At 38.6% G+C, this 17,542-nt stretch carries 15 protein-coding genes and 1 other annotated feature; of the genes, 4 read left to right on the top strand and 11 right to left on the bottom strand.

Annotated features, from left to right (window positions below; translation table 11 throughout):
* Positions 1-89: 89 nt before the first annotated feature.
* Entirely contained in the window at positions 90-389 is a 300-nt protein-coding gene (locus V7112_RS10135; protein ID WP_335418600.1) for a rhodanese-like domain-containing protein, read from the bottom strand.
* Positions 390-546: 157 nt separating this feature from the next.
* Here V7112_RS10135 and V7112_RS10140 point away from each other — a divergent pair, with 157 nt between their 5' ends.
* The gene (locus V7112_RS10140) at positions 547-1,596 is read left to right on the top strand and encodes a M42 family metallopeptidase (RefSeq protein WP_335418603.1); all 1,050 of its coding nucleotides are present in this window, start codon (positions 547-549) and stop codon (positions 1,594-1,596) included.
* Between the two features lie 244 nt (positions 1,597-1,840).
* Here V7112_RS10140 and leuS read toward each other — a convergent pair whose 3' ends face one another.
* The gene (leuS, locus tag V7112_RS10145; protein WP_335418606.1) at positions 1,841-4,258 is read right to left on the bottom strand and encodes a leucine--tRNA ligase; all 2,418 of its coding nucleotides are present in this window, start codon (positions 4,256-4,258) and stop codon (positions 1,841-1,843) included.
* A gap of 61 nt (positions 4,259-4,319) precedes the next feature.
* Positions 4,320-4,552 (bottom strand) — a binding site (T-box leader).
* Positions 4,553-4,898: 346 nt separating this feature from the next.
* Between leuS and V7112_RS10150 the strand changes: the two genes are divergently transcribed.
* Positions 4,899-5,957, top strand: a complete 1,059-nt coding sequence (locus tag V7112_RS10150; protein ID WP_335418609.1) for a multicopper oxidase domain-containing protein — start codon at positions 4,899-4,901, stop codon at positions 5,955-5,957.
* A gap of 257 nt (positions 5,958-6,214) precedes the next feature.
* On the opposite strand, the gene V7112_RS10155 is transcribed toward V7112_RS10150, so the two are convergent.
* The 9 genes from V7112_RS10155 to V7112_RS10195 all read right to left on the bottom strand — a co-directional run bounded on the left by V7112_RS10155 (position 6,215) and on the right by V7112_RS10195 (position 15,767).
* Entirely contained in the window at positions 6,215-6,925 is a 711-nt protein-coding gene (locus tag V7112_RS10155) for an ABC transporter ATP-binding protein (protein ID WP_335418612.1), read from the bottom strand.
* Positions 6,897-8,711: a branched-chain amino acid ABC transporter ATP-binding protein/permease gene (locus tag V7112_RS10160; protein ID WP_335418615.1), complete on the bottom strand. Its 1,815-nt coding sequence runs from the start codon at positions 8,709-8,711 to the stop codon at positions 6,897-6,899. Before V7112_RS10160 ends, V7112_RS10155 begins: the two co-directional genes overlap by 29 nt.
* 1 nt (position 8,712) lies before the next feature.
* Complete coding sequence (locus V7112_RS10165) at positions 8,713-9,612, bottom strand: branched-chain amino acid ABC transporter permease (protein ID WP_335418618.1); 900 nt, start codon at positions 9,610-9,612, stop codon at positions 8,713-8,715.
* Positions 9,613-9,710: 98 nt separating this feature from the next.
* Positions 9,711-10,916: an ABC transporter substrate-binding protein gene (locus V7112_RS10170; RefSeq protein WP_335418621.1), complete on the bottom strand. Its 1,206-nt coding sequence runs from the start codon at positions 10,914-10,916 to the stop codon at positions 9,711-9,713.
* An 80-nt stretch (positions 10,917-10,996) separates the two neighbouring features.
* Positions 10,997-11,794 (bottom strand): 3-hydroxybutyrate dehydrogenase, encoded by a 798-nt coding sequence (locus tag V7112_RS10175; RefSeq protein ID WP_335418623.1) that lies wholly within the window; start codon positions 11,792-11,794, stop codon positions 10,997-10,999.
* 379 nt (positions 11,795-12,173) lie between these two features.
* Positions 12,174-13,595, bottom strand: a complete 1,422-nt coding sequence (locus V7112_RS10180) for a sigma-54 interaction domain-containing protein (protein ID WP_335418627.1) — start codon at positions 13,593-13,595, stop codon at positions 12,174-12,176.
* 135 nt (positions 13,596-13,730) lie between these two features.
* Positions 13,731-14,921, bottom strand: coding sequence for an MDR family MFS transporter (locus tag V7112_RS10185; protein ID WP_335418630.1), 1,191 nt, complete (start codon positions 14,919-14,921; stop codon positions 13,731-13,733).
* Between the two features lie 388 nt (positions 14,922-15,309).
* The gene (locus V7112_RS10190; protein WP_335418633.1) at positions 15,310-15,471 is read right to left on the bottom strand and encodes a glycogen biosynthesis protein GlgD; all 162 of its coding nucleotides are present in this window, start codon (positions 15,469-15,471) and stop codon (positions 15,310-15,312) included.
* An 11-nt stretch (positions 15,472-15,482) separates the two neighbouring features.
* Positions 15,483-15,767 carry a YtzC family protein gene (locus tag V7112_RS10195; RefSeq protein WP_335418636.1) on the bottom strand — a complete coding sequence of 95 codons (285 nt, stop codon included), beginning with the start codon at positions 15,765-15,767 and terminating at the stop codon, positions 15,483-15,485.
* A gap of 185 nt (positions 15,768-15,952) precedes the next feature.
* On the opposite strand from V7112_RS10195, the gene V7112_RS10200 reads away from it, so the two are divergent.
* Complete coding sequence (locus V7112_RS10200; protein WP_335418639.1) at positions 15,953-16,915, top strand: TIGR01212 family radical SAM protein; 963 nt, start codon at positions 15,953-15,955, stop codon at positions 16,913-16,915.
* Complete coding sequence (locus V7112_RS10205) at positions 16,912-17,484, top strand: class I SAM-dependent methyltransferase (protein ID WP_335418642.1); 573 nt, start codon at positions 16,912-16,914, stop codon at positions 17,482-17,484. Before V7112_RS10200 ends, V7112_RS10205 begins: the two co-directional genes overlap by 4 nt.
* The last annotated feature ends 58 nt before the right edge of the window (positions 17,485-17,542 follow it).

Consider the following 17,542-nt stretch of genomic DNA (forward strand, 5'->3'; position numbering starts at 1 on the left):
ATTGTTTTAGTAACTTTCAAACAAAGAAAAAGCGTGAATTCTTATGAGAATTCACGCTTTTTGTCTATTTTTCGGAGCCTTGCAATTCTTTACTTCGTTTCACCTGTCCAATTCATCATTCCACCGACCATGTTGCGGACTTTATAGCCTTGGTCATCTAAATATGCGCAGACATTGAAGCTTCTACCACCAGACCGGCAAATAATGATGTATTCTGTGTCTTTGTCAAAATAATCAAGGTTATTTGGAATTTCCATCATTTTTATATGCTTCGCACCAGGAATCATACCCCCTGCTACTTCTTCATCTTCACGAACATCGACAAGCTCTAATTTTTCACCATTCTCAAGCTTTTGTTTCAATTCTTCTGTTGTGATTTCTTCAATCATTTGGTCCCATCCTTTCACGTCCGTCTCGACCATTATAGCAAAGACAAAATACACAATACAATTTTCCAAAACGCTAATTTCCATGTTTTTCAAAACTAGAATTTCTCTATAAAAAGGAGTATGCTATAACTAGTTTAAAACCAAGGGGGAAAAGAAGTTGACTTATCCGAATACCGATGAAACCATTCAGCTGATTAAAGAATTAGTTTCAATTCCGAGTCCATCTGGAAACACAAATGAAGTGATTACATATGTAGAAAAGCTTCTTGCAGAAGTAAATGTGGATACATACAGAAATCGCAAAGGTGGGCTTATTGCTACCCTTCCTGGAAAAGACACACAAAAACATCGAATGCTAACAGCCCATGTGGACACGTTAGGCGCGATTGTAAAAGAAATTAAACCAAGTGGTCGATTAAAGCTTGATTTAATTGGTGGATTTAAATATAACTCGATTGAAGGGGAGTATTGCCGAATCGAGACATCTACCGGTAAATTTTATACTGGTACAATCCTGATGCATCAGCAATCCGTACATGTTTACAAGGATGCAGGAAAAGCAGAGCGCAACCAAGAAAACATGGAAGTCCGTATCGATGAAAAAGTAAAAAATGCCGATGAGGTTCGAGCGCTTGGAATTGAGGTTGGTGACTTTGTTTCCTTTGATCCTCGAGTTGAGGTCACACCTAACGGCTTTATCAAATCCCGTCATCTAGATGACAAAGCAAGTGTTGGCATTCTGCTTCAATTGATTAAACAAATCAAAGATGAGAACATTGAGCTTCCATATACAACCCATTTTCTTATTTCAAATAATGAGGAAATCGGCTATGGCGGAAACTCCAATATAACTCCTGAAACGGTGGAATATTTAGCAGTGGATATGGGAGCAATGGGTGATGGTCAATCAACAGATGAATATACGGTTTCCATTTGTGTAAAGGATGCAAGCGGTCCATATCATTATGCTTTCCGTAAAAAACTTGTCCAGCTTGCTGAAAAGCATGAGATTGGCTATAAGCTAGACATCTATCCTTACTATGGGTCAGATGCATCTGCAGCGATTCGTTCTGGTCATGATATCATCCACGGGTTAATCGGTCCTGGAATTGACTCTTCTCATGCATTTGAACGTACACATAAGGATTCTATCGAAACTACAACAAAGCTTATTTATCATTATCTACAATCTGAAATGGTTGATTGATTTTTTAGGGTACTCCAAAGGGGTACCCTATTTTTGTGAAGGAAAGATTCCAATTAAGTTTTTTTGCTAGTGACCGTATTTTTAAAATAGTGACAGTATTCCTGGGATAGTGACAGTATTCCTGGGATAGTGACAGTATTCCTGGGATAGTGACAGTATTGGCGGGATAGTGACAGTATTCCAAAAATAGTTGGAATTACTAACATAAAAAATAGCCCCCACAAAATGTGAGGGGCTATTTTTATTAATTCGCTACAATATTGACAAGCTTTCCTGGTACCGCAATTACTTTACGTACTGTTTTACCTTCGATTTGTTCCTTGATTGGGTCTGCACCCATTGCTATTTGTTCAAGCACTTCTTTTGTAGCATCTGCAGGAACATGAAGCTTCGCTTTGACTTTTCCATTCACTTGAATCACAATCTCAATTTCAGATTCCACTAATTTTGCTTCATCAAATGCTGGCCATGATTCATAAGCAATCGTTCCTGAATTACCAAGCTTCTCCCAAAGCTCTTCAGCGAGATGTGGCGCAACTGGAGAAAGAAGTTTTACAAAACCTTCAATGAATGACTTTGGCATTTCAGAAGCTTTGTATGCATCATTAATGAATACCATCAATTGTGAAATCGCAGTGTTAAAGTGTAAGGCTTCGTAATCCTCTGTCACCTTTTTAACTGTTTGGTGATACACACGCTCAAGTGAAGTATCATTTGAATCGGCTTTTACTTTTGGTGAAATGTTTCCATTGTCATCGATAAGTAAACGCCAAATTCGATCAAGGAAACGACGAGAACCATCAAGGCCATTTGTTGACCAAGCGATAGAAGCATCTAATGGTCCCATGAACATTTCATATAAACGAAGAGTATCTGCTCCATGAGATTCAATGATGTCGTCAGGATTGACAACATTTCCTTTTGACTTGCTCATTTTTTCATTACCTTCGCCAAGAATCATCCCTTGGTTGAAAAGCTTTTGGAATGGTTCTTTGGTTGTAACAACGCCAATATCATAAAGAACCTTGTGCCAGAATCTTGCATATAGCAAGTGAAGCACTGCATGCTCAGCACCACCGATATAAATATCAACCGGTAACCATTCCTTTAATTTTTCTGGGTCTGCCAAGGCTTGATCATTATGTGGATCAATATAACGTAAATAGTACCAGCAGCTACCTGCCCATTGTGGCATTGTGTTTGTCTCACGACGTCCTTTTTTACCGGTCTTCTCATCAACCACATTTACCCATTCCGTGATATTGGCAAGTGGTGATTCGCCTGTTCCAGAAGGTTTAATTTCCTTCGTTTTTGGAAGCATAAGTGGAAGCTCTTCCACCGGAACGGTAGTCATTGTTCCATCTTCCCATTGAATGATTGGAATCGGTTCACCCCAATAACGCTGGCGACTAAATAACCAGTCACGCAACTTATAGGTAATTTCCTTTTTACCAAGCTTCTTTTCCTCAAGCCATGCAATCATTTTGGTAATGGCTTCTTCTTTATTTAAACCATTTAGGAAATCTGAATTTACATGCTCACCGTCGCCGGTATATGCTTCCTTAGAAACATCTCCACCAGCAACTACTTCTTTAATCGGTAATTCAAACTTCACGGCAAATTCATAGTCACGCTCGTCATGGGCTGGAACTGCCATAATTGCACCTGTTCCATAGCTCATTAGGACATAATCAGCAATCCAAATTGGCATTTTTTCTTGGTTTACAGGGTTAATAGCATAAGCTCCTGTAAATACACCTGTTTTTTCTTTTGCTAAATCTGTTCGCTCAAGATCACTCTTACTCTTAATTTTTTCTAAATACGCATGAACTGCTTCTTTTTGCTCAGGAGTAGTGATTTTATCAACAAATGGGTGCTCTGGTGCAAGAACGGCATAGGTAGCACCAAATAAAGTATCCGGACGCGTTGTGAAAACAGTGAAACTATCATCATGTCCATCAATCGTAAACGTTACATGTGCTCCTTCAGAACGACCAATCCAGTTGCGTTGCATTTCTTTTAAGCTCTCTGGCCAATCAAGTTCCTCTAAATCCTCAAGTAAACGCTCAGCATATGCTGTGATTTTAAGTACCCACTGCCTCATTGGGCGTCTTTCGACAGGATGGCCACCACGTTCACTTTTTCCATCGATAACCTCTTCGTTTGCAAGTACAGTTCCTAATGCTGGGCACCAGTTTACAGGAATTTCATCGACATATGCCAATCCTTTTTCGAATAGCTTTGTGAAAATCCATTGTGTCCATTTATAGTAAGCTGGGTCAGTTGTGTTTACTTCACGGTCCCAATCATATGAAAATCCAAGTTCTTTAATTTGACGACGGAAGGTATTGATATTTTTCTCTGTAAATTCAGCTGGATCATTTCCAGTATCTAACGCATATTGCTCAGCTGGTAATCCGAATGCATCCCATCCCATTGGATGCAGGACGTTGTACCCTTGCATTCTCTTCATTCTTGACAAAATATCAGTAGCCGTATAGCCTTCTGGGTGACCTACATGTAGTCCAGCACCAGATGGGTATGGAAACATGTCTAGCGCATAAAATTTACGCTTTCCTTTGTCTTCTGTTGTCTTAAATGTTTTGTTTTGTTCCCAATACTGCTGCCATTTTTTCTCGATCTGTTGGTGATTGAAACTCATAAGACTGCCTCCTTAAATAATCCTAAAAAACCTAATATAAAACAAAAAACCTCTAATCCCAAAAAGGGACGAGAGGATATGTATTCTTCCCGCGGTACCACCCACATTAGTGACAAATTGTGCACTCACTTCATTAATCCTTAACGCGGATCTGACGATAAGCACTAGTTTACACTTGGCATTTCATGCTTATTGCTCAAAGGCGAGTTCATGTTCATCAACGATTGACTTGCACCACCCGTCAACTCTCTAATACGTGTATAGAACATTACTATTCCTCATCAACGCTTCATTTTATTGATTATATTCAGTATTGTATAAAATTTGTGTAAGAACTGCAAGTAAAATAGGAAATTTGGGCTTTTCCTCCACCATTATTCCCAAGTTTTCGTTACCTAAACATATTCAATCAAACAAAAAGATGTGAAGGATTAATGTCCAAAACGGGCAAAAAAAAGACGTTTAAACCCTTATCACTATTGGAAAGTTGCTTATATGTTCACCATTTCACAAACCGTACACAGATTACCGTCAAAAACGTGATTTATATCACTCTTTGGGGTCCCCCGTCTTAATATGATAAAGGTGTAGAAAGTAATCAATAACCAAATTAATAACCAAGTTCAAGGGGGTAAAAATTATGAACAAGAAAATGAAATGGTTAGTCGCATCTTTGATTGGAACTTCAATTATTGTAGCTGGTTGTGGAAAGCAAGACGTAGCATTAGAAAAGAAGGTTGAGGCACAAACAACTGCTTCAGAAACAAAAGCTGGGGATATCATCGCCCCACACAAAGATCTTAACCAAGAACCTGTTCCATTAAAAGTAGAACGAGTTTCAGAAAATGTTGTAAACGTTGAAATGACTGCACAAATTACTGATATTGAAATTGACAAAGGCTATACGTATAAGGCTTGGACCTTTAATGGTGAAGCACCTGGACCTGTGGTAGTTGTAAATGAAGGTGACACAATTAACTTTACACTTAAAAACATGGATCCCGCTATCCCACATAGCATGGACTTCCACGCTGTACACGCAGCTCCGTCAAAAGATTTCATTGATGTTATGCCAGACGAGAGTGGAACATTCTCTTATCCTGCAAACAAACCGGGAGTTTTCATGTATCACTGTGGTACAAAACCTGTGTTATCACATATTGCTAACGGAATGCACGGAACCATTATTGTAAAACCGAAAGATGGTTACCCAACAGATAATGAGATTGATAGAGAATACCTTCTCATTCAAAACGAATGGTATAAATACAATGATTTAGATGACATGACAAACGGTGTACCTAGCCAAGTCGTATTTTCAACAAAGGCTCTTAAAGAAGGGGACTTAAATACAAATGGTGATACTTTCTCATTAAAAGAAACACCATTACTTGCAAAAGTGGGCGACAAAGTTAGACTCTACATTAATAACGTAGGTCCAAATGAAGTGAGCTCTTTCCACGTAGTTGGAACCATATTTGATGACGTGTATATCGACGGTAACCCATACAATCATATGGAAGGACTACAAACAGTTATGCTTCCTGCAAGCGGTGGCGCAGTTGTCGAATTCACGGTAATAAAAGAAGGAACATATACAATCGTTACTCATCAATTTAACCACGTTGAAAAAGGAGCAGCAGCATTATTAAAGGTAACTGCAGATGGAAAAGATGATGGTGCAGCAGCTGGCCATTAAAAAAAGACCATATAAAAAAGCACACAAACAGCACTCTTTTATAAGGTCAACAAAAAACGTCTAAATAAAGTTTAACATAAAGTGAAACTTCCATCAATAAGGGTTATCTTCATCCCTTATTGATGGTTAGTTGAACCAATCGGGCTTTTACGGGCAGTTGAACTCTCTTGGGGTTCTTACTGCCCGTTAATGCGGGATATAAATAGAAAAATAGAAGAAAAAGAATCTCGGAATTCCGGGATTCTTTTTTAAGTTGCTTAAGCTGAACCTAAATACGTTTTTACCAGACTGTCATCCCTTAATAAATCTCGTGATTCTCCATTTAGCTTCACCTCACCTGCTTGTAAAACATAAGCACGGTCAGATATAGCTAAGGCAGCCATGGCTAATTGCTCGACAACCATTACCGTCTTTCCAGATTTCTTCAACTCTAACAGAGTGTCGAATATCTGTTTTACAAATATAGGTGATAAACCCATAGATGGCTCATCAAGAATAACAAAATCAGGATCAGACATGAGTGCTCTTGATACAGCTAGCATCTGTTGCTCTCCACCGCTTAATGTACCAGCATGCTGCCTTCTTCTCTCCTTTAGTCTTGGAAATCTTTCGTACTCTCTTTCGATAAGCTCTTGAATTTTTTGTTTTTCCTTTTTAATTGTAAATGCACCCAAAATTAGATTATCCTCTACCGACTGATCTCCAAAGACCTGACGACCTTGAGGGACATGAGATATACCATACCCTAAAATTTTATGGGCAGGCGTACCATTAATCACATTATCCTTATAACGGATCGTCCCCTCCTTCACCTTCATCAGCCCTGTAATCGCTTTTAATAGAGTGGTTTTCCCAGCCCCATTGGGACCGATAACAGCAACGATTTCACCTTCATTTACTTCCATTGACACATTGCTTAAAGCGGATGCATGACCATAACTAACTGATAGATTTTGTACCTGCAACAAGCTGATTCACCTCTTCTCCCCCAAGATATGCATCAATTACCCTTGGATCGTTTTGAATCGTTTGTGGATTTCCCTCACAAATTTTCTTACCGAAATCTAATACTGTAATATAATCACAAATATTCATGACAATATCCATATGATGCTCAACCAAGATAATAGACAATCCTGCCTTCTTCAGACGCTGGATCACATCCATAATTTTTTCAATTTCTTTAGGACTAGCCCCTGCTGCCGGTTCATCTAAAATGAGTAAAGTTGGTTTTAGAGCTAACCCCCTTGCTATTTCAACTAATCGCTGCTCTCCATATGGCAAGTCAGATGCTTTTTCATGGGCCCTTTTTTCTAAGCCAACAATTCGTAATAAATCATAGGCTTTTTGCGCATAGTATTGCTCTTCCTTCGATACCTGACCTAGATATAATAGGTTTTTCAGGAAACCTGTTTTGAAGTGACGATGAAAACCAACCATGACGTTTTGTAAAACACTCAGATCCTCAAACAGCTGTAGATTTTGGAATGTTCTCGTAATTCCTTCCTGCGCAATGCTATGGGGAGCATATTTTGTTATGTTCTTTCCTTTCCAAAGCATGCTTCCTCCAGTTGGCATATAGACCCCACTTAGGATGTTAACTGTAGTGCTTTTACCCGAACCGTTTGGACCAATAATTCCATGAACAGTTCCAGCTAAAACCTCTATTTCAAGTTCGTCAATCGCTTTTAATCCACCAAAATGCATCGAAATATTTTGGAGTTCTAAAACCTTACCATTTATCCCTTCAGGTAAATCTAATGTTGCCTTCCGCTCGTCATGTAAGATTCCTAATTTAGTATTGACTTTTTTACTAGAAAACTTTTTAAAGAAAGTAAGATTGTTGAAGGCACCCACGATACCATCAGGTAAAAGGATAAGTGCGATTAATAATATTCCACCAAAAATCATTAAGTGATAATCGACAAAGTCGTGAAGGAATTGCGGTAACCCAACGATAATCGCCGTACCTATAATAGGACCTATCTTAGTTCCCGATCCTCCGATAATTACCGCAATAAGGAACATAATCGATAAATTCAAATCAAACGTTGTACTACTAATAAACTGATTTTGAAAAGCAAACAGCCCTCCACCTATACCAGCTAAAAAGGCAGAAACGGAAAAAGCTAGTATTTTCCAATTGCGAACATTAATCCCTAACACCTCTGAAGCAACTTCACTATTTCCAAAAGCAGTAAAGGTCCTTCCAAAACGGCCTCTAAAGATATTCGTTGCGCCTGCTGTAATGATCACTGCTAATAGGCCAATAAACCACATATATTGGACTGGGCCAAGCTCAAGACCAAATAGGGATGGCACCGAACTTCTGATTCCTGCAGGACCGCCCGTGACATCTACCCAGCGGTTGGCTATAATACTAACCAATTCACCGAACGCTATTGTGACCATTGCTAGATAAGGACCTTTCGCTCGTAACGACAAAAGAGCTACAATTGCCCCAAATAGGGCAGCTATTAAGCTAGCGATAACTATACTTACGAAGAAATTCAATCCCACTTTCATGGTAAGTATTACGGATAAATAGGCTCCAATTGCATAAAATCCTACATGTCCTAAGGAAAGCTGATTGGAGAGACCCACAAGTAGATTTAACCCAACGATGACAATGTAGGTAATCAAAAATGTCTGGGCAACATGAATGGTATGAGCATTGTTAAAAACCCATGGAAACGCATATATGAGGAGGAGTGGGATCACAATTTGATAAATCCACCATTTTGCTTTTATCATATTAAAACTTCTCCTTTACTCGTTTTCCAAATAATCCTTGAGGAAGGACTGCTAATATGACAAGTATTAAAAAGAACGCAGCAGCTTCTTTCATGGATGTACTATATAAAGTAAAGAGATTTTCTAAAACACCAAGTAAAAGTCCTCCGATAAAAATACCACGTGGATTTTCAATACCACCAATAATTGCAACCGCAAATGCTTTTAATCCCAGGAAAAGACCAATAAATGCACCTGGATGTACCATCGGTCCGACTAAAACTCCACCTACTCCCGCTAAGATCCCTGCAATTATAAAAGCAATAGAGGCCATTAATCGGGGATTAATTCCCATTAATGAAGCAGCCTCTCTATTAAAAGCAACTGCTTCAAGCGCCTTTCCAAATAATGATTTCTTTAAGAAGGCGTATAAAAGTAACATAATAACTGCAGCACTAACTAGTACAAATATTTCATGATAGCGGATTTTAAATAACCCTATATCTAAAATAGCGCGTCCAAATGGAGACGGGGCCATCAAAACATCTCTTCCCCATATAAGCATAGCTATATTTCTCACTATCATTGCAACGGCCACAGTACTTAAAATCCAACCAATGGAATGCCAACTTTTTAACGGTCGGATGGCAACTTGTTCTAATGCCCAACCAGAAATACCTAGTACGACGATAACCAGCAGTAATGATGCTATAAAGGCAAGCCAAACACCACCACCTGAAGCAGTTATTGACGTAAAGGTGGATAATCCTATAAGTGAACCAAGCATGACAAAGTCACCTTGACCAAAGTTCATCGTTTTAGTTGTGATGAAAGTTATATAATATCCTTGGGCAATGATCGCATAAATGCTTCCGTACACTAACCCATTAATTATGGCTTTTAATACATCCAATAATTCCAATGCAAACGCCCCCCTTGTGTTAGGCTAAACAAGCTATGGTGAAAGGGGAAATCCTCATTTGGATTCGCCCTTTCACCAGTTAGAAAATTAAGACTCTTTTAATCGGCTGCAACAATTTGCAAATCGTCGTTATATCTGGCAATAAATACTTCGTCAATACCAAATGCTTCATGGTTATCTTTAGTGAAAGCTGCTGGTTTAATTGCTGTTACACCTTCAAAGTCCGTAAATGATTCAATTTGATCACGAATTTTCTCACTATCTAAGCCAACCTTTTTTATAGCATCTAAAATAAGTTTTGCACTGTCATATCCTTGTGCCGTAGCAATAGGGAACACGTCTTCCCCATACGTTTCCACTACTTTTTTATGGAATTTTTTTGCTGCTTCATTTTGATCAATCGTATATGACTGTACAAAAAATAAATCTTCCTTCACTAGATCCCCAACTAGCTTTAAAACGGTAGGGTCACCTGTAGCCCAAGTCGCGTAAATAGGAGCATCCAACCCTTCATTGAAACGAGCTTCAAGTAACTTTGCGGACTGTGGTGCAAGCCCGTAGAAGACAACTGCCTCCACCCCTGCATTATTCATATCACGAATAGAAGGCTCAAGATTCAATTCCTTTGGATCAAAGGCTGAAATGGCGGTCGGTTCCATATTGTAAACTTCCTTCATTTGCTTAACAATATCTTCCCTGCCACCTTGCCCGTACCCTTCCGTATCATGGATGACACCAAGTTTCGTAAGGCCTTGTTTATCGATAAGCTCCTTTAAAATTGCGGACACTTGAACCCCATCAAGAGGAGCCACACGGAAAATATAGTTTTTATCAGCATCTTTATACTCTTGTGTGATTTGTGTCCCTGTAGCTACTGGTATAACTTCAGGTATTTTTGCCTCTTGAGTAAATGGAATGTGAGCCATGGCATTCCCAGAGTTAGCAGGTCCTACTAGGGCTACAATTTTATCTTGATTAATTAATTTTTGAACAATCTCTACAGACTTTTCTGGTTTAGCCTCATCATCATAGAGTACTAGATTTGCATTTTGTCCTTCATAGCCACCATCATCGTTAAATTCTTTGATTGCTAGCTCCACGCCCCTTTTTACTCCTTCACCAAAAAGAGCTGTTCCACCCGTCATAGAAATAGCTAAACCTACGTTAAAAGTATCCTTAGCTGAAGAATCCCCAGAATCACTATCTCCTGTGGAACCTGTTTCTTCGATCTTTGGACTACATCCTACTAAAAGTGTAAATAATAACATAAAACCCACTAGAAAAAATACAGCTGTTTTTTTCAAACTAATTCCCTCCCTTTTTAATAAACCTCAAGTTAAAACCAATGTGATGAAAGAAAAATACCATTTATCACCACTTTTTCTTATTGGACTGTGTAGCCACCATCAATAACAATCGCCTGTCCAGTAATTCCTTTTGCTTTTTCAGTTGCTAAGAAAACGGCGTAATCAGAGATTTCTTCGACATGTAATAAGCGCTTCTGTGGTACAAGTGGATAAATGACTTCTTCAAGTACATTTTCTAACTCTACATTTCTTGTCTTTGCTAAGTCTGTTAATTGATTTCGCACAAGCGGAGTGTCTACATACCCAGGACAAATGGCATTAACAGTGATTCCGTATTCTGCCCCTTCTAATGCAGCAACCTTCGTCAAACCATTCACTCCATGCTTCGCACTATTGTACGCAGCCTTTCCAGCAAAACCAACTAAACCATTAATAGAGGAGATATTTATGATTCGACCAAATCCTTGTTTTTTCATGACAGGAAATACATGCTTTGTCGCAATAAATGGACCTGTTAGCATCACCTTAAGTATTAATTCGTAGCGTTCAGTAGGAAAATCTTCAATATTAGATACATGCTGTAACCCTGCATTATTAATTAAAATATCAATACTTCCATACGTATTAATGGTATGATTTATTGAAGATATGATTTCTTGCTCTTTGGTTACATCACATCCAACCCCCACAACTTCTAATCCATCATCCTGCATCGACCTGGCAATTTCTTTTGCTGCTTCTTCATTCAGATCACTAATTACTACTTTTGCACCTTCATTAGCAAATGCTTGGGCTAAATCTAAACCTATTCCACTAGCCGCCCCAGTAATGAGAGCTACTTTATTTTCAAGAGTTTTTTCTTTATTTTGATTCAAATCAACAATCCCCCCATTGGAATGCTAACAATCATTTAAAATTGTGCACGAATGATTCATTTCAGTCCTGGACAGAATATAAAGCTTTCATTTCAGTTTTCTCCTTCCTGTTAGTACTTTTTCAACCTACTTTTTTTATTTGCAAAATTCGTGCCAACTTTTTGGGAGGATCTCTGAACCCTTGTAAATGTCCCATTTTTTTAATTTTTAATTATCATTTTTTTCTATATTTTTAATAGTATCGGTGTTTAATTTAGAAAATATCGAAAATTAACAAAAATAACGTCGCAAAACTGCAACGTTGTTTTTGTTAATACCACCATTTGGCAAGCGCTTACATTATGTCTCAATAATGCGACACGTCTCATTTTTGCAACACTTATTGAAGCCTTAATAAACCATATTTCTCCATCTTTCGATATAAGCTTGCTCTATGTATGCCAAGCATTTCTGCCGCTTCAGATCGATTCCCTTCACTTGCCTTTAATGCACGGATGATTACAGCTTTTTCAGCATTTTCTACCACCTCTTCAAGTGAAAAGGATGAAACATCTGTATAACTTTTACTATGGTCTAATAAATAAGGGGGAAGGTCTTCTAAACAGATTTCCGGACCGTTATCTGCGGTATGAAGAGCACGTTCAATAACATTTTGCATCTCTCTCACGTTACCCGTCCACTGATAACGACGAAATAAATTTTCTACATGTGGATGAAAGCCACTTATGCTTTTTCCGAGCTCATTATTTAATTTACCCAAAATTAGATGCGCGGTAGTGATGATATCTTTGCCCCGCTCCCTCAAAGGTGGAATCATGATTTGAATCACATTTAGGCGGTAATAAAGGTCTTCTCTAAACTCACCTTTTTTAACCATTTCCTCTAAAGGACGATTTGTTGCTGAAATTAACCTGATATCAATCTGATTAGTCTGACTGCCACCAATTCTTTCAATTTCTTTTTCCTGTAAGACTCGTAATAGCTTTACCTGCATATCGAAAGGCATATCCCCAATTTCATCTAAAAATAATGTTCCACCCTGGGCTTGTTCAATCTTTCCAGGTTTTCCGCCCTTTTTCGCTCCTGAAAATGCCCCATCCTCATAACCAAACAGTTCAGATTCTAATAAATTAGCCGGTATGGCGGCACAATTAAGGCATATAAGCGGTCCATCAGAACGGTTACTGGCTTCATGAATGGCATGAGCAAACAATTCCTTACCTGTTCCACTTTCACCTCGAATCAATACTGTTGAGCGACTAGGTGCCACTTTCAATGCTAAATCCTTTACTTCTTTCATCCGCTCATGCTCGCCTATAATCTGCTCAAACGAATATTTGGATCCTTGCACTTTTTTCAATTCCGGTTTATAAAAATCCAGTTTTCCTTCAACTACGTTTAGGCGCTGAACCAAAGATTTTAACTCGTTAATATCTGTATATAAAACCTTGCCTATAGCCCCAACAACCTTCCCCTCTTTCCAAATAGGGGTACGCATAACAATAATACTTTTATCTTTTACGATCATAAATGAGCCAATTTCTGATTGTCCCGTTTCCACAACAACATGCATACGTGTATTTTCAATTACTTCTTTGACATGCTTGCCAATCACATCTTCAACTTTAACACCGAGGAACTCACCGTATGTCTGATTCATCATTGTGATTACCCCTTGCCTATCAATCATGATAACCCCGTCATATAACAGTTCGATTATTTCCTTTAATTGTTCTACCTCTTTTTCCTTTTGCTCAAGCAGATTAAGGGTATATTTTAATTCTTGAAGATAATTAATCACGCCTAAACCGCCCCTTTTAAGATTCTTTATCAAAAATTTGTATATTCTATACTTACCTTTCGACAAAAGTCAGAATATTCCTTTAAGCAGCCGTTCAAAGAAGGTAAAAAAGAAGACCCGATACACTAATATGTATCAGGCCTTTGCACTTAGTACAACATTACTTTTTTCTTTGAGCTTTTTGTCATAGATAACCGTTGTAAAAATAGAAACGATTAGTAAGACTGCTAGTACTGTGAATAACATGCTCATTCCCCATAAATCAACGAGCAAACCACCAAGAACAGGTCCAATCATTCTGCCGCCGGTTGCAGCACTGTTAACAATTCCTTGATAAAAACCTTCTCTTCCTTTTGGTGCAAGGTCATTTGCAATCGTTGGAACAGCTGGCCAGACAAACATTTCGCCAACCGTTAAAATAATCATAGCTACTAAAAATCCGCTAAAAGAGCCTGCCATTGAAACAATAAGAAAAGAACAAATAAAAATAAGAATTCCAATGATAATTTGCTTTTTTAAGGATTTTGCAAAAGATTTTACTGCCAGGTACAGTAATGGCTGTCCGAGAACAATTAAGCCTCCATTCACTGTCCATAATAAGCTATATTGCTTTAACGTAATTCCGATATCCTGTGTATAGCTTGAAATTGTGGCCTGCCATTGCACGTAGGCGACCCAACACAAAACGTACCCAATACAAAGAATGAACAAAGCATTTAATTTTGAGCGGTTTTTTACTGTCTTTGTTTGTTCAAGGATGCTTTTTTGTGTTCCTTTTTCCGCGTGAATTCCACGATACCCGAATAATGCCACTAGGAAGAACAAGACATACATGAATGTATTTGCCATAAAAATATAATCAAATGAATAAGAAGCAACAAAGCCTCCAAGACCTGACCCTATCGCAACACCAAGGTTCTGAGCGACATAAACGGCATTAAACGACTTTCTTCCACCCTCTGGCCAAACGGCTCCGGCCATCGCAAACATTGCCGGAAATACCATCCCTGTACCTAGGCCAATAATGGTAAGAAAGATAACATAATGTGGCCAACCATGGTAGAAGGTTAGTCCAGTAAGAGCTACTAACGAAATTAAGATGCCTGTTAAAATCGACTTGTAACCGCCAAATTTATCAAATAGGATGCCACCCACTAAATTTCCAATAACGGTTGCACCCGCATTTACCATTAACACCAGTCCTGCAACAGATAACGATTTTCCAAGATGACCATGAATATAGATTGCATTTAACGGCCATAAAAAAGATGAACCAGTTACATTAATAACCATTCCAATGATGATCATCCAAAGAGATCTAGGCATACGGGTACCTCCTTTTCTACATATCAAAATTATTCTATTCCTTGCCGCAAATTTAATCAATTAAAAAAAGTATTCGGATAACTGGATAAGTAAAAGTATAGGTTGTGTTTACGTACTTAAGGGAATTAAGTACGATTGTGTAGCACAATGGTCCTGGTTGTGGTACATGCTCAGGTGAGTTTTGTGCGAGCGTGTAACTTGAGAACCAGGTTACGGTATACACTTTGGGGATTTCTTTGCGAGCATGTACCGCTAGAACCATCTCACGGTACACGCTTTGGGATTTTCTTTGCGAGTGTGTACCTCTAGAACCATCTCACGGTACACGCTTGACCGACAATAGACTAAAATAAAAACCGACAAGCAAATTTCACTTGTCGGTTCATGTTTATTCAGGACGCTGCTTTGATTTAACGGGTTGCCCTTTTTTTAGGTATTTTTGCTTTGATTTTTTAACGGGATCAAAGTCCTGTCCGAATTCCACATCATTGCTATTAATCCCATTTTTCGTTTTTTGCTCAGGATTGTTTTGATCTGAACGCTTTTTCATATTTTCATCCCCTACATCTTATACTCTTGAATGATATTCGCATCTAGAGTCATATCATTTTGGAGTTGCTGCAGTTGTAATCTCATTCGGTGCAATTGTTCACGTTGCTGACCATTACAGCTCATGGCAAGCTTGGCCAATTCGTTTGTAACTTCCTCCAACTGCATTTGTGCATCCGTATACTCCGTTTCATTATAAGCTTCCTGTCTTCTGGCAGTGGTAATTTGTTCTTGGGCATTACGAAGAGTGTCTTCACAGCGCTGCAAAAATGCCTCAACAGATTGTCGAGTAGCCATTCTTCCCCCTCCTACATTCGAAATGAGAAGCTAAAGCTTTCTCTTTTATAGTGTGTTCATCCTTGATTTCTTCTTTCGACAAAGTTATTACCAATTTATGAACAAGTCGAATTTCATTTGTATTACTAGAAACCCACATGATAATATTTAACATAGGAATTTTCTTAGTTAGGAGGGGCAAAAATATGCCTCAGGTTAATCCGTTTCATTATTCAACTGATAATAAAAGATACCATACATGGAATTACCACTTACGTCATACATTTGGACATAAAGTATTTAAAGTCGCCATTGATGGAGGATTTGACTGCCCAAATCGAGATGGTACAGTTGCACATGGTGGCTGTACCTTTTGTAGTGTAGCTGGATCTGGTGATTTTGCAGGAAATCGTGCAGATGACATCCTCACACAGTTCCATACTATAAAAAATAAAATGCATGATAAATGGAAAGATGGTAAATACATGGCGTATTTCCAAGCCTTCACTAATACCCATGCACCTGTAGAGGTATTGCGCGAACGATTCGAGCCCGTTTTAAATCAAGAAGGTGTTGTCGGCATTTCGATTGCAACAAGACCTGATTGTCTTCCAGATGAAGTTGTTGAATATTTAGCAGAGCTAAATGAACGGGCCTATCTTTGGGTCGAGCTTGGCTTGCAGACCGTTCATGAGAAAACAGCCCAGCTCATTAATCGTGCTCATGATTTTCAATGTTATGTAGATGGAGTCAATAAGCTTCGCAAGCACAATATTCGGATTTGCTCCCATATTATTAATGGACTCCCACAGGAAACACCAGAGATGATGATGGAAACAGCTAGAGAAGTTGCAAAACTTGATGTACAAGGAATCAAAATTCATTTGTTACATTTATTAAAAGGAACCCCAATGGTAAAGCAATATGAAAAAGGTCTTTTGGAATTTCTGTCTTTTGATGAATATGTACAATTAGTTTGTGACCAACTTGAAATTTTACCCCCTGAAATGATAGTTCACAGGATTACCGGAGATGGTCCAATCGATTTAATGGTAGGACCGATGTGGAGTGTGAATAAGTGGGAGGTTCTAAATACAATTGATGCTGAACTAAAACGTCGTGACAGCTATCAAGGAAAATATTATCAAAAGGTTGCGGAAAACGTATGAAACTAGATCGGATTCTTCCATTTGCACGGAAGCTACTTCAACTGACTATTCATGAAGGGGATTATGCAGTTGATGCAACGATTGGAAATGGCCATGACACAGTAATGCTTGCTTCGTTAGTTGGTGAAAGTGGGCATGTATTCGGCTTTGATATCCAACTTGAAGCGATTGAAAGTACAACTTTACGTCTGAAAGAGCGTGGGTTATTTGAGCGTGTTCGTTTGTTTCATGAAAGCCATAATCAGCTTTTAACCACAATTCCAATCGAAGCCCATGGCAAAATTGCTGGTGCTATCTTTAATTTAGGATATTTACCTGGAGGAAATAAAGATATTGTTACAAAGCCTGATTCCACGATTGAATCGATTGAGCAATTACTATCTCTCATGAAGCCTGAGGGTGTTATCGTACTTGTCGTGTATCACGGTCATGAAGAAGGGGTCGTCGAACGAGATCAACTGATGAAGTATTGTTCAACGCTTGATCAAAACCGAGCCCATGTAATAATGTACCGATTTATGAATCAAATAAACAATCCACCTTTTATCATCGCCATTGAAAAAAGATAGCGCCCAGACTGTTGAAAAACGCTCGTATACTTCGCTGCTTGCCTTGCTCGTTGCGCTC

Source organism: Bacillus sp. JJ1566 (assembly GCF_036962685.1).
Classification (GTDB): Bacteria; Bacillota; Bacilli; order Bacillales; family Bacillaceae_L; genus Ferdinandcohnia.